Annotated in this window: 7 protein-coding genes and 3 rRNA genes; 9 read left to right on the top strand and 1 reads right to left on the bottom strand. The window is 69.2% G+C overall.

All coding sequences use genetic code 11. The features are described from left to right. The first annotated feature begins 70 nt into the window (after nt 1-70). The 3 genes from EV378_RS02370 (at nt 71) to rrf (ending at nt 5,198) form a co-directional block, all read left to right on the top strand. A 16S ribosomal RNA gene (locus EV378_RS02370) occupies nt 71-1,587 on the top strand. Nucleotides 1,588-1,884: 297 nt separating this feature from the next. Further along, a 23S ribosomal RNA gene (locus EV378_RS02365) occupies nt 1,885-4,989 on the top strand. Between the two features lie 92 nt (nt 4,990-5,081). After that, nucleotides 5,082-5,198: ribosomal RNA gene (rrf, locus tag EV378_RS02360) — 5S ribosomal RNA — on the top strand. Together the 16S, 23S and 5S rRNA genes form the textbook arrangement of a ribosomal RNA operon. Before the next feature lies 1 nt (nt 5,199). On the opposite strand, the gene EV378_RS35165 is transcribed toward rrf, so the two are convergent. Further along, nucleotides 5,200-8,217 (bottom strand): hypothetical protein, encoded by a 3,018-nt coding sequence (locus tag EV378_RS35165; protein WP_165922110.1) that lies wholly within the window; start codon nt 8,215-8,217, stop codon nt 5,200-5,202. A 1-nt stretch (nt 8,218) separates the two neighbouring features. On the opposite strand from EV378_RS35165, the gene EV378_RS02350 reads away from it, so the two are divergent. The 6 genes from EV378_RS02350 to recN all read left to right on the top strand — a co-directional run bounded on the left by EV378_RS02350 (nt 8,219) and on the right by recN (nt 13,561). Next, nucleotides 8,219-8,632, top strand: coding sequence for a hypothetical protein (locus tag EV378_RS02350; RefSeq protein ID WP_132421114.1), 414 nt, complete (start codon nt 8,219-8,221; stop codon nt 8,630-8,632). Continuing rightward, nucleotides 8,629-9,630, top strand: a complete 1,002-nt coding sequence (locus tag EV378_RS02345; protein ID WP_132421113.1) for an HAD-IIA family hydrolase — start codon at nt 8,629-8,631, stop codon at nt 9,628-9,630. Before EV378_RS02350 ends, EV378_RS02345 begins: the two co-directional genes overlap by 4 nt. A gap of 88 nt (nt 9,631-9,718) precedes the next feature. Then, nucleotides 9,719-9,907, top strand: coding sequence for a hypothetical protein (locus tag EV378_RS02340; protein ID WP_132421112.1), 189 nt, complete (start codon nt 9,719-9,721; stop codon nt 9,905-9,907). A gap of 2 nt (nt 9,908-9,909) precedes the next feature. Continuing rightward, entirely contained in the window at nt 9,910-10,719 is an 810-nt protein-coding gene (locus EV378_RS02335) for a TlyA family RNA methyltransferase (protein WP_132427247.1), read from the top strand. Beyond that, nucleotides 10,716-11,654 carry an NAD kinase gene (locus EV378_RS02330; RefSeq protein ID WP_132421111.1) on the top strand — a complete coding sequence of 313 codons (939 nt, stop codon included), beginning with the start codon at nt 10,716-10,718 and terminating at the stop codon, nt 11,652-11,654. Before EV378_RS02335 ends, EV378_RS02330 begins: the two co-directional genes overlap by 4 nt. 86 nt (nt 11,655-11,740) lie before the next feature. Then, a complete protein-coding gene (gene recN, locus EV378_RS02325) occupies nt 11,741-13,561 on the top strand; it encodes a DNA repair protein RecN (protein ID WP_132421110.1) in 1,821 nt (606 codons plus the stop codon). The last annotated feature ends 388 nt before the right edge of the window (nt 13,562-13,949 follow it).

The following is a 13,949-nucleotide window of genomic DNA, read 5'->3' as shown; positions in this document are numbered from 1 at the left end:
TGTGCCAGATTGTTTTGTGCTGCTGCTGCGGATCCCGTCTGTGGTGGTAGTGCGTTTGTTGGTCAGGGTTTTGTTGGAGAGTTTGATCCTGGCTCAGGACGAACGCTGGCGGCGTGCTTAACACATGCAAGTCGAGCGGTAAGGCCTTTCGGGGTACACGAGCGGCGAACGGGTGAGTAACACGTGGGTGACCTGCCCTCAGCTCTGGGATAAGCCTGGGAAACTGGGTCTAATACCGGATAGGACTATGGGATGCATGTCCTGTGGTGGAAAGTTTTTCGGCTGGGGATGGGCCCGCGGCCTATCAGCTTGTTGGTGGGGTGATGGCCTACCAAGGCGGTGACGGGTAGCCGGCCTGAGAGGGCGACCGGCCACACTGGGACTGAGACACGGCCCAGACTCCTACGGGAGGCAGCAGTGGGGAATATTGCGCAATGGGCGGAAGCCTGACGCAGCGACGCCGCGTGGGGGATGACGGCCTTCGGGTTGTAAACCTCTTTCGCCAGGGACGAAGCTTTTGTGACGGTACCTGGAGAAGAAGCACCGGCCAACTACGTGCCAGCAGCCGCGGTAACACGTAGGGTGCGAGCGTTGTCCGGAATTATTGGGCGTAAAGAGCTCGTAGGCGGTGTGTCGCGTCGGCCGTGAAAACTTGGGGCTTAACTCTGAGCGTGCGGTCGATACGGGCATCACTTGAGTTCGGCAGGGGAGACTGGAATTCCTGGTGTAGCGGTGAAATGCGCAGATATCAGGAGGAACACCGGTGGCGAAGGCGGGTCTCTGGGCCGATACTGACGCTGAGGAGCGAAAGCATGGGGAGCGAACAGGATTAGATACCCTGGTAGTCCATGCCGTAAACGTTGGGCGCTAGGTGTGGGGACCATTCCACGGTTTCTGTGCCGCAGCTAACGCATTAAGCGCCCCGCCTGGGGAGTACGGCCGCAAGGCTAAAACTCAAAGGAATTGACGGGGGCCCGCACAAGCGGCGGAGCATGTGGATTAATTCGATGCAACGCGAAGAACCTTACCTGGGTTTGACATGCACAGGATTGCGGCAGAGATGTCGTTTCCCTTGTGGCCTGTGTGCAGGTGGTGCATGGCTGTCGTCAGCTCGTGTCGTGAGATGTTGGGTTAAGTCCCGCAACGAGCGCAACCCTTGTTCCATGTTGCCAGCGGGTTATGCCGGGGACTCATGGGAGACTGCCGGGGTCAACTCGGAGGAAGGTGGGGATGACGTCAAGTCATCATGCCCCTTATGTCCAGGGCTTCACACATGCTACAATGGCTCATACAGAGGGCTGCGAGACCGTGAGGTGGAGCGAATCCCTTAAAGTGAGTCTCAGTTCGGATCGGGGTCTGCAACTCGACCCCGTGAAGTTGGAGTCGCTAGTAATCGCAGATCAGCATTGCTGCGGTGAATACGTTCCCGGGCCTTGTACACACCGCCCGTCACGTCACGAAAGTTGGTAACACCCGAAGCCGGCGGCCCAACCCTTGTGGAGGGAGTCGTCGAAGGTGGGACTGGCGATTGGGACGAAGTCGTAACAAGGTAGCCGTACCGGAAGGTGCGGCTGGATCACCTCCTTTCTAAGGAGCTCACCATGTGGTGAGGGTAGACCGCCCTGTTTTGGTGGGGTGGTTCTCCTTTCATTGATCCACTGTTTGGGCCGGTTGGTCCGGGTGGTGGCTGGGTGGAACGCAATACCAAGTTGATAGTGCCGAATGGATGAGCTCGCACACTGTTGGGTCCTGAGAAGACACCGTCTTCTTTCGGCCATCGCTTTCGTCTGGTTCCTAATGCCCGCGTGTGTGGGTGGTGGTTCTGGTGCGGGGGTGTGTGGTGGTGTGTTGAGTGTTGCATAGTGGATGCGAGCATCTTGTTGTGGTCAAGTTGTTAAGAGCACATGGTGGATGCCTGGGCATCAGGAGCCGATGAAGGACGTGGGAGGCCGCGATAGTCCTCGGGGAGTTGTCAACCGAGCTGTGATCCGAGGGTGTCCGAATGGGGTAACCCAGCGCCCGTCATGGGGCGTTACCCGTATCTGAATTCATAGGGTGCGGGAGGGAACGTGGGGAAGTGAAACATCTCAGTACCCACAGGAAGAGAAAACAATAGTGATTCCGTGAGTAGTGGCGAGCGAAAGCGGATGGTGGCTAAACCGTGTCCGTGTCAAGCCGGCAGGTGTTGCGGGTGCGGGGTTGTGGGATTTCGCCGTTAGTTCTCTGCCGAGAGCTGGATGAGTGTTGTGTGGTGTTAGTGGAACATCTCTGGGATGGATGGCCGTAGTGGGTGAGAGCCCCGTACGCGAAAACACTGTGCACGTCATGGGCGTTGTTCCCGAGTAGCAGCGAGCTCGTGGAATTCGTTGTGAATCTGGCGGGACCACCCGTCAAGCCTGAATACTACCTGGTGACCGATAGCGGACGAGTACCGTGAGGGAAAGGTGAAAAGTACCCCGGGAGGGGAGTGAAAGAGTACCTGAAACCGTGTGCTTACAAGCCGTCAGAGCCTTGAGTCTTCGGACGGGGTGATGGCGTGCCTTTTGAAGAATGAGCCTGCGAGTTATGCTTCGTGGCGAGGTTAACCTGTGTGGGGTAGCCGTAGCGAAAGCGAGTCCGAATAGGGCGCAATATAGTCGCGGGGTGTAGACCCGAAGCGGAGTGATCTACCCATGGCCAGGGTGAAGCGTCGGTAAGACGTCGTGGAGGCCCGAACCCACCAGGGTTGAAAACCTGGGGGATGAGCTGTGGGTAGGGGTGAAAGGCCAATCAAACTTCGTGATAGCTGGTTCTCCCCGAAATGCATTTAGGTGCAGCGTCGTGTGTTTCTCACCGGAGGTAGAGCACTGGATGGCCTAGGGGGCCGACAAGCTTACTGAAGTCAGCCAAACTCCGAATGCCGGTGAGTGAGAGCGCGGCAGTGAGACTGCGGGGGATAAGCTTCGTGGTCGAGAGGGAAACAGCCCAGATCACCGGCTAAGGCCCCTAAGCGTGCGCTAAGTGGGAAAGGATGTGGGATCGCCGAGACAACCAGGAGGTTGGCTTAGAAGCAGCCATCCTTGAAAGAGTGCGTAATAGCTCACTGGTCAAGTGGTCCTGCGCCGACAATGTAGCGGGGCTCAAGCGTACCGCCGAAGCCGTGGCAATGCCGGTTCGTCCGGTGTTGGGTAGGGGAGCGTCCTGCATGTGGTGAAGCCCGTGAGTGATCGTCGGGTGGAGTGTGTGGGAGTGAGAATGCAGGCATGAGTAGCGAATGCAGAGTGAGAATCTCTGCCGCCGTATGACCAAGGGTTCCTGGGCCAGGTTGTTCCGCCCAGGGTGAGCCGGGACCTAAGGCGAGGCCGTCAGGCGTAGTCGATGGACAACGGGTTGATATTCCCGTGCTCGTGATAGTGCGTCCATGCTGGGGCCGGTGATGCTAACCATCCGAACCCATCCTCTAGCGCCCTTCGGGGTGTGTCTGGGTGGGGGAGCGTGGGATCCGATCCGGTAGTAGGCAAGCGATGGGGTGACGCAGGAGGGTAGCTCCGCCACGCGGTGGTTGTCGTGGTGTAAGCCTGTAGCCCGACGTCCAGGGAAATCCGGGCGTTGTGAAGGGTGAGAGGTGATGCGTAGCCGATTGAGGCGAAGTAGAGTGATCCCGTGCTGTCGAGAAAAGCCTCTAGTGAGTGCTGTTGCGGCCCGTACCCTAAACCGACACAGGTGGTCAGGTAGAGAATACCGAGGCGATCGAGTGAACTGTGGTTAAGGAATTCGGCAAAATGCCTCCGTAACTTCGGGAGAAGGAGGGCCATTCGCCTTGAAGCCCCTTTGCGGGCTAGGGGTGGGTGGTCGCAGAGACCAGGCCCAAGCGACTGTTTACTAAAAACACAGGTCCGTGCGAAGTCGCAAGACGATGTATACGGACTGACGCCTGCCCGGTGCTGGAACGTTAAGAGGACCTGTTAACTCCTTTCGGGGGGTGAAGCGGAGAATTTAAGCGCCAGTAAACGGCGGTGGTAACTATAACCATCCTAAGGTAGCGAAATTCCTTGTCGGGTAAGTTCCGACCTGCACGAATGGCGTAACGACTTGGGCGCTGTCTCGACCACAGACTCGGCGAAATTGCATTACGAGTAAAGATGCTCGTTACGCGCGGCAGGACGGAAAGACCCCGGGACCTTTACTACAGCTTGGTATTGGTGCTCGGTTCGGCTTGTGTAGGATAGGTGGGAGACTGTGAAGCGGCCACGCTAGTGGTGGTGGAGTCGTTGTTGAAATACCACTCTGGTCGGACTGGGTGTCTGAACCTCGGGCCATGATCTGGTTCAGGGACAGTGCCTGGTGGGTAGTTTAACTGGGGCGGTTGCCTCCTAAAGGGTAACGGAGGCGCCCAAAGGTTCCCTCAGCCTGGTTGGTAATCAGGTGGTGAGTGTAAGTGCACAAGGGAGCTTGACTGTGAGACTGACGGGTCGAGCAGGGACGAAAGTCGGGACTAGTGATCCGGCACCTCCTGGTGGAAGGGGTGTCGCTCAACGGATAAAAGGTACCCCGGGGATAACAGGCTGATCTTGCCCAAGAGTCCATATCGACGGCATGGTTTGGCACCTCGATGTCGGCTCGTCGCATCCTGGGGCTGGAGTAGGTCCCAAGGGTTGGGCTGTTCGCCCATTAAAGCGGTACGCGAGCTGGGTTTAGAACGTCGTGAGACAGTTCGGTCCCTATCCGCCGCGCGCGTTGGAGACTTGAGGAAGGCTGTCCCTAGTACGAGAGGACCGGGACGGACGAACCTCTGGTGTGCCAGTTGTCCCGCCAGGGGCACGGCTGGTTGGCTATGTTCGGAAGGGATAACCGCTGAAGGCATCTAAGCGGGAAGCTCGTTCCAAGATGAGGTCTCCCACCACCTTGAGTGGTTAAGGCTCCCAGTAGATGACTGGGTTGATAGGCCGGAGATGGAAGCCCTGTGAGGGGTGGAGTTGACCGGTACTAATAGGCCGAGGGCTTGCCACAACGTGTTGTTCGCATCCACTGTGTGACCCTGAGCACACCACCACCGCTGTGTGGTGGTTTGTTTCAGGTGAAAGTAAGAATTGGATAGTGTTGTCGGTGGTTATGGCGGTAGGGGAACGCCCGGTCCCATTCCGAACCCGGTAGCTAAGCCTTCCTGCGCCGATGGTACTGCACTCGACAGGGTGTGGGAGAGTAGGTCGCCGCCGACATTCAACGTGAAAAGAAGGGATCCGTACGAGCATTTTGTTGGCTCGTACGGATCCCTTTTTTCGTGCCCGCTCGGGCCGGCCGTCTCTGTGAACGGCCCCGGTGACCTTCGGAAGTGTCGGTGGAGCTTTGTATTCTGGAGATGTGACGGAACCGGAGGACGCCGGCCGCGAGCGCTCGCGTCGGGACGCCGCGGGGTCCCGGGGCGGCAGCCGTGGTCGGGACGCCCGCAAGGACGACCGGGGAGGGGCGGGCCGCACCGGATCGGGCTGGGGCGCACGGGATGCGTCGTCGCGGTCCGGTGGCGACTCCCGCGGTGGCCGCGACGGCGGGCGGTCCTCGTCCACCGGCGCGCGGCCCTCCTGGCGTGACGACGGTCGGCGGAGCTCCCGTGACGGCGGGCCGGACCGCGGCCGTGGCGGCCGTCCGCCCGCAGGTGACCGTTCTCGCGACGGCGGAGGATCCGGCGGCGGGGCCCGCTACGGCGAGGGCGATCGCGCCCGCAGCGGTGAGGGGCGCCCCGGCGGAGACCGCCAGGACCGGCGTCGACCCGGCGCGGGACGCACGAACTGGTCGGACCGATCCGGCGACGACCGCCGCGACAGCGGTGCCGGGTCGCGCGGAGGTGGTCGTCCGGGTGGCGGCCGGACCGACGGGCCGCGCGGCGGCGGACGCGGGTCCGAGGGCGGACACCGCCGCGATGACGGGGACCGGCGCGGTCCGCGCGACGGCGGCCGTCCCACAGGCGGTGGAGACCGGAACCGGTCGGGCGGCGACGGTGGACACGGCAACCGGGACCGGACGAACAACGGTCCCCGTGGGAATGACCGGAACCGCGGCGGCGTCGATCGTGCTGGACGGTTCCGGGACGGCGGTGGCCTGGATCGCAGTGGCGACGGTCGGCCCCGTCAGGACCGTGGCTCGGGCTACCGGGCGAGCGAGGGCCCCGGCCGCCGCGACGACCGGCCCGGCGACCGCGGTCGTGAGGACCGGACGTGGAACGACCGAGGCCGGGACGGCCGTGCCCAGGATCGTCGGAGCGCGGGCGGGAACGACCGGGCGGACGGTCGGTTCGGCCGGCACCGCGACGATCGCGGCGGAGACGACCGTGGTCGAGGCCGGACCTCGTACGCGGATCGCCGGCAGGACGGTGCTCGCGACGACCGGGGCCGCGACGACCGGGGCGTGAACGACCGGGGCCGCGACGACCGGGGCCGCGACGATCGCGCACATGATCGGGGCGCGAACGACCGGCGCTGGGACGACCGGCGGTCGCCCGACGACAGTCGGAACACCCGTGATCGGGGCGGCGACGCCCGGAACGACCGCGGTGCGGACTCCCGCGGGGCGTCCCACGGCGGCAGGGACAGCCGATCCGGCGACGCCCGGAACGACCGCGGTGCGGACTCCCGCGGGGCGTCCCACGGCGGCAGGGACAGCCGACCCGGCGGTGCCGGGACTGACCGCGTCGCGAACGACCGTCGACCGGGGGGCGACGCCCGCGAGAACCGCGGGCGGGACAACCGCGGCGGGGATCGACCGGCCCGGTACGACGACCGGCGCCCGGACCGGCGCGGAGACCGTGGCGACGACCGTGCGTCGGCCGACCGGGGTGGTCGCCCTGGTGGCGGGCGACCGGATCGTGGTCCGGACGCAGGACGGCGTGGCGGTGCGCGGGACGGGGCTCGCGATGACCGTGGTGGCCGTGGCGGGTCGTTCCGGGACCGTGACGACCGGTCGCGGGGAAGCGACCAGGCCCGACCGCGCCGGGTCCCGGAGTCTGCCGAGCGGACATTCGTCGCGGAGCCGGAGCTGCCGGACTCGGTGACGCCCGCCGAGCTGGATCCCGAGGTTCGACGCGACCTGCGCGGTCTGCAGAAGGAGACGGCGGAGAGCGTCGCGCGGCACCTCGTCGCGGCCGGTCTGCTGGTCGACGAGGACCCGGCGCGGGCGCTGGAACACGCGCGGTACGCACGGCGCAGGGCGGCGCGGATCGCGGTCGTCCGTGAGGCGGCCGGCATCGTCGCGTACCACGCCGGCGAGTGGACCGAGGCGCTCGGTGATCTCCGCGCGGCACGGCGGATGGGCGGCGGGTCCGGCTACATGCCGGTCATGGCCGACATCGAGCGGGCGCTCGGTCGGCCCGAGCGCGCCCTCGACCTGACGCGCGGCCCGGAGGCGCGGGGCCTCGACCAGGCGGAACGGATCGAGCTCCTGATCGTCGCCGCCGGCGCCCGGCGGGACATGGGCGAGGTGGACGCCGCCGTCGTCGGACTGCAGCTGCCCGAACTGGACCCGTCTCGTCGGGACCCGTGGAGCCCTCGGCTGTTCTACGCCTACGCCGACAACCTGCTCGCCGCGGGCCGCCGTGCCGAGGCCGTGCAGTGGTTCGTGCACGCGTTCGACGCCGACACCGAGCGGGGAACCGACGCCGCGGACCGCATCGCGGAGCTGACCGGCGAGGCTCCGCCAGGAGCCGAGTCCGACGACGACGATTTCGTCGTGGGCTACGAGGACCTGCCGGCGCCGCCGAGCGATCGGGCGGCGGACATGGGCCGGGTCGCCGACGACGTCGTCATCCCTGACGGGGCGGCTTCCGCTGCCGAGGACGACGTGGCTCGCGGCGACGACACCGCCGAGCCCGACGACACCGCCGAGCCCGACGACACTGCCGAGCCCGACGACACTGCCGAGCCCGACGACACTGCCGAGCCCGACGACACTGCCGAGCCCGACGACACTGCCGAGCCCGACGACACTGCCGAGCCCGACGACACTGCCGAGCCCGACGACACTGCCGAGCCCGACGACACTGCCGAGCCGACACGACACTGCCGAGCCCGACGACACTGCCGAGCCCGACGACACTGCCGAGCCCGACGACACTGCCGAGCCCGACGACACTGCCGAGCCCGACGACACTGCCGAGCCCGACGACACTGCCGAGCCCGACGACACTGCCGAGCCCGACGACACCGCCGAGCCCGACGACACCGCCGAGCCCGACGACACGTCGATCACGGTGCTCGATTCCGACGGCGAGGCAGACGCCGGCGCGTCGGGCGACACCGCTGCTCGGGGTGACACCGCCGTCGAGGCAGGCACCGCCGTCGAGGCAGGCACCGCCGTCGAGGCAGGCACCGCCGTCGAACCGAGCACGGTCCGGGAGGCCGACACGGCGGAGGCGACCACCGCGGGTGACACCGACCTCGGCACGGATGCCGGCACCGTTCGAGCCGACCCCGACGGTGCCGACGTCGACGACGTCACCGCCCCCGACGTCGAGACCGACGCGACCGTCGATGCCGGTCCCGACGCGGAAGCAGGCGCGGATGCGCACGCCGATGACGCCACGGACGGTTCGGCAACGGCGGACGGTGACCCGTCCGGTGCGGCCGACACCGAGCCGTCGGACGACGATTCGGCTCCGCGATGAGCGACGACCTGCTGGGTCGCCACGACGCCCTGCTCGCGGACCTCGACGGAACGCTGTACCGCGGACCCGTCGCGGTCCCCGGAGCGGCGGACGCCGTACGCGGTGCGACCGACCGCGGTGTCCCGACGGTCTACGTCACGAACAACGCGTCGCGCAGCCCGGCGGACGTCGCGGCGCAGCTGGCCGGTCTCGGGTTCCCCGCCCGCGAGCAGGACGTGCGCACCAGCGCGCAGGCGGGCGCCGCGATGCTCGCCGAGCTCGTCCCCGCCGGGGCGGCGGTGCTCGTCGTCGGAACCGCGTCCCTCGTCGACCTGGTGCGCGAACGTGGGCTGGAGCCGGTCACGTCCGGCGACGACGCCGACGCCGTGATCCAGGGGCACTCCCCGGACACCGGCTGGCGGCTGCTCGCGGAGGCGACCGTCGCCGTGCGGGGCGGGGCGGTCTGGGTCGCGACGAACGTCGACCTCACGCTGCCCACCGAGCGCGGCACGATGCCCGGCAACGGGTCGATGGTCGGCGTCGTGAAGGTCGCCACGGGGGCGGAGCCGCGGATCGCGGGCAAGCCGGCCGCGCGGCTGCTCACCGAGGCACAGGCGGCCGTGTCGTCGAGCCGACCCCTCGTCGTCGGCGACCGTCTCGACACCGACATCGAGGGCGCCGTCGCGGCCGGTGCGCCGTCGCTGCTCGTGATGACCGGCGTCAGCACCGCTCGCGACCTGGTCCGGGCCGCCGCGGTCCGGCGGCCGACCTACGTCGGAGCGGACACGTCCGCCCTGACCCGGCCGGTCGACGAGCTCACGCCGGGGGAGAAGGACGGCTGGACCGTGCGCCTCGACGAGGGTGCGCTCGTCCTGACCGGGAACGGCGCCGACCTGGACGCCCTGCGCACCCTGTGCCCGGTGGCCTGGGGCGCGGCGGGCGACGGCGAGTTCGACGGGCCGGTGCGCGCCGACGGCTCCGCGGCCGCCGACGCGCTCGCCCGGCTGGGACTCGCGTGACGAGCGTGACCCGGCCCGCGTCCTGCGGTCCGGCGCCGCACACGTCGGATACCGTGAACGGCATCGACCCCGTACCCGGAGCACCGCGATGACCAGCACCCCGCCGCCGGACGACCCCGGCGAGCGGCCGCTCGAGAGCCTGCGGGCCGACGTCGCCGACGCGGTCGGTGCGCTGGACGGGCTCGAGGACCGTCCGGTCGCCGAGCACGTCGCCGTCTACGAGCGGCTGCACACGGTTCTCGGCGACGCGCTGTCCGCCGGGCCGGACCGGGCGTGAGGGTGGCCGCCACCCGTGCCCGGCTCGACGCGGAGCTGGTGCGGCGCAAGCTCGCGCGCTCCCGCGGGCAGGCCGCTGAGCTGATCGCCGACGGTCACGTCACCGTGAACGGGATGCCCGCGTCCAAGGCGGCAACGATGATCGAGCGCGACGCGCCCGTCGTCGTCCGGGAGAGCGACGAGCCGGAGTGGGCATCGCGCGGCGCGAAGAAGCTGCTGGGCGCGCTGGACGCATTCGACGACGTCGTGGTCGACGGGCGGCGGTGCCTGGACGCGGGCGCGTCCACCGGCGGGTTCACCGACGTGCTGCTGGACCGGGGTGCGGCCGAGGTCGTCGCCGTCGACGTCGGCTACGGCCAGCTGGACTGGCGGCTGCGCACCGACGACCGGGTCGTCGTCCACGACCGCACGAACGTCCGCGCACTCGAAGCCGAGGCGATCGGCGGACCGGTGGAGCTGACCGTCGCGGACCTGTCGTTCATCTCGCTGCGCACGGTGCTGCCGGCGCTGGTCGCCTGCACCGCGCCCGGCGGCACGCTGCTGCCGATGGTCAAGCCGCAGTTCGAGGTGGGGAGGTCCCGGCTCGGATCCGGCGGCGTCGTGCGCGACCCGGGCCTGCGACGGGAGGCGCTCGCCGACGTCGCGGCCGCCGCCGAGGCGCTCGGGCTGCGGGTGGCCGGTGCGGTCGCGAGCCCGCTGCCCGGCCCGTCCGGAAACGTCGAGTACTTCCTGCACCTGGTCCGCGACTCCGGCGAGGGACCTTCGGACCGCGACGGGATGCTGGCCGCCGCCGTCGAGGACGGTCCCGCGTGAGAGAGGTCCTGCTCGTCCTGCACACGGGCCGCAAGACGAACCTGGAGACGGCCGTCGAGGTCGTCCGCTCGCTCGACGAGCGCGGGGTGCGCACCCGCGTGCTCGCCGAGGAGTGGCGGGAGGTCGGCCTCGACCACGGGCTGCCGCCGGAGCGCGCACCGCTCGAGGTGCCCGGGTCACCGGACTGTGCGCGCGACGCGGAGGCCGTGCTCGTCCTCGGCGGCGACGGCACCCTGCTGCGCGCGGCGGACCTGGCCCGCCCGGCGGGCGTCCCGCTGCTCGGCGTGAACCTCGGGCACGTCGGCTTCCTCGCCGAGGCCGAGGAGGAGTCGCTGGACGACGCGCTCGACGCGCTCGCGGCCGGGACGTACGCCGTCGAGGAACGGATGACGATCGACGCGACCGTCCGCTCCAACGGCACCGTGCTCGGCCGGACGTGGGCGCTGAACGAGGCCGTCGTGGAGAAGGTGACCCGCGAGCGGATCCTCGAGGTGGTGCTGGAGGTCGACGGACGGCCGGTGTCGAGCTTCGGCTGCGACGGCGTCCTCTGCGCCACCCCGACCGGCTCCACCGCCTACGCGTTCTCCGCGGGCGGCCCGCTCGTGTGGCCGGAGGTGCAGGCGCTGCTCGTCGTCCCCAGCAACGCGCACGCGCTGTTCGCCCGCCCGATGGTGATCGCGCCGGAGAGCAGGGTGGCGATCGAGGTCGCGGCGACCGGGCCTGCGGCCGTCCTGGACTGCGACGGGCGGCGAACGGTCTCCGTGCCGCCCGGCGGTCGCGTCGAGCTGGCCAGGGCGCCGGAGCCGGTCCGGATGATCCGGCTGGCCGCGAACCCGTTCGCCGACCGGCTGGTGCGCAAGTTCGACCTGCCGGTGCGGGGATGGCGCGGCGCGCCCCGGAACCGGAACCCGCGTCCGGACGCCGCCCGTCACTGATCCGTTCCCGGGGATGCGAACAATTGTTCGTATCGAGGGTGTGTCCGTGTCCGTTGCTGTCGGACCCGCGCCGTATGGTGCGCAGCATGCTGGCCGAGATGCGCATCCAGGGCCTCGGCGTGATCTCCGACGCGACCCTGGAGCTGGACCCCGGGCTGACCGTGCTCACCGGGGAGACCGGCGCGGGCAAGACGATGGTGGTCACCGGGCTGTCCCTGCTCGGTGGCGGGCGGGCCGAGTCGTCCCGGGTGTCGGAGGGCGTCGCGAAGGCCGTGGTCGAGGGCCGCTTCGCCGCGTCGCACGGCGCGCTCGGGCTCGCCGAGGAGGTCGGGGCGGAGCCCGACGACGACGGGACCTTGATCGCCGCACGCACCGTGTCCGCCGACGGCCGCTCCCGCGCTCACCTGGGTGGGCGTTCGGTGCCGGTCGGCGTGCTGGGGAGGCTGGCCGAGGCGCAGCTCGCCGTGCACGGGCAGAACGACCAGCTGCGTCTGCTGCGCCCGGCCGATCAACGGGCGCTGCTGGACCGGTTCGCGGGCGACTCGGTGGCCAAGCCGCTGGCCGCCTACCGGGAGGTCCGGGCGGAGTGGCAGGAGGTGGGCGCCGAGCTGGTCGAGCGGCGGGACGGGGCGCGCCGGATGGCCCAGGAGGCGGACATGCTCCGCCACGGGCTGACCGAGATCGAGGCCGTCGACCCGCAGCCGGGTGAGGACCGCGAGCTCGTCGACGAGGCCCGCCGGCTCACCGCGGCGGACGATCTGCGGGCCGCCGCCGACGCGGCGCGGCTGGCTCTGTCCGGTTCGGAGGACGGCGAGCACCCGGGCGCCACCGGACTGTCCGGCGAGGCGCGGCACCTCGTCGCGTCGTCCGGCGACGGCGAGCTGGAAGGACTGTCCGGGCGGCTCGACGAGGTGCTGGCCGTGCTCGGGGACGTCTCCGCCGAGCTGGCCGGCTACCTCGAGCGCCTCGACGCGGACCCGACGCGGCTGGAGACCGTGCTCGCCCGCCAGGCCGAGCTCAAGGCGCTGACCCGCAAGTACGCCGCGGACACCGACGGCGTGATCGAGTGGGCCGAGAACGCCCGGCAGCGACTGTCCGGGTTGGACACCTCGGACGAGGCCCTTGCCGCGCTGGCCGCCCGACGGGACGCGCTCGCCGTCGATCTTGCGGGGCACGCCGAGGAGCTCTCGACCGCGCGCACCGAGGCAGCGGCCCGGCTGGCGACCGCCACCACCGCCGAGCTCGCCGGGCTCGCGATGAAGGACGCGTCTCTGCAGGTCACCGTGTCGCCGCGGGAGGCGGGTGCCGACGCGGACGCGCTGACCGTGTCCGGCTGCCGGTGCCACGCCGGCTCGAGCGGTGTGGACGAGGTGGAGCTCCGGCTCGTCCCGCACGCCGGCGCGTCCGCGCAGCCGCTGCACAAGGGCGCGTCCGGCGGTGAGCTGTCCCGGGTGATGCTGGCGTTGGAGGTCGCGCTGGCCGGCTCGGACCCGGTGCCGACCATGGTCTTCGACGAGGTCGACGCCGGCGTCGGCGGCCGCGCGGCGGTGGAGATCGGTCGGCGGCTGGCGAAGCTGGCGGCCAGCCACCAGGTCGTCGTCGTGACGCACCTGCCGCAGGTCGCGGCGTACGCGGACCGGCACCTCGTCGTGCAGAAGGGGACCGACGGCACGGCCGCGGTGACCCGGTCCAGCGTCCGGCGCCTGGACGACGCGGAGCGGATCGCCGAGCTCGCCCGGATGCTGGCCGGCCTGGACGATACGGACACCGGCCGAGCCCATGCCGAGGAGCTGCTCGCCGCCGCAGCGGCACACCGCGAGTCCGACCGCGCCGAGCCGGCGGGGGCCGCTACCCCGAAGAGCACACCGAAGCGCCGCCGCACCGCGAAGAACTCGACGGGCGGATAACCGACCGTCCCGCCCGCCGCCCCGGGTTCCCGCGCGGTCCCCGACGATCGCGGGACCGAGTACAGCGCGCGGGACGGCCGTCAGCGGGCGGCAGGTCATCCCCGTGCGACGCGCCGGGTTCCCGCACGGGCCACACCCGTCGCGGAAAACAGTCCGGCGCGGGACGGACGCGGCCGGCCGACGGCGGCGGGGCGTCGATCCCGCCGAGATGCGGCTCAGCGGGCCGGGGAGATCGACAAACCCCGCTGAGCTGCATCTCGGCGCAAGGGTGAGCGGCGGCCCCGGGACCCGCAGCCGAGTTGGACGACGGCTCCGTTCGCGGGAACCGGCCGGACCGGAGCAGCTTTCGCGCAGCGCAGCGCGCGGTGGGACCGGGTCGGCGCGCCGG

Origin of the sequence: Pseudonocardia endophytica, from assembly GCF_004339565.1 — a bacterium.
Taxonomy (GTDB): Bacteria; Actinomycetota; Actinomycetes; order Mycobacteriales; family Pseudonocardiaceae; genus Pseudonocardia; species Pseudonocardia endophytica.
The sequence above is the reverse complement of the archived record's forward strand: the minus strand, read 5'-3'. Positions and strand labels throughout refer to the sequence as shown.

What these genes read in the sequence shown, in the direction of transcription:
- EV378_RS02345 (WP_132421113.1), top strand. Translation starts at nt 8,629, where the DNA reads ATGAGCGACGACCTGCTGGGTCGCCACGACGCCCTGCTCGCGGACCTC.
- EV378_RS02340 (WP_132421112.1), top strand. Translation starts at nt 9,719, where the DNA reads ATGACCAGCACCCCGCCGCCGGACGACCCCGGCGAGCGGCCGCTCGAG.
- recN (WP_132421110.1), top strand. Translation starts at nt 11,741, where the DNA reads ATGCTGGCCGAGATGCGCATCCAGGGCCTCGGCGTGATCTCCGACGCG.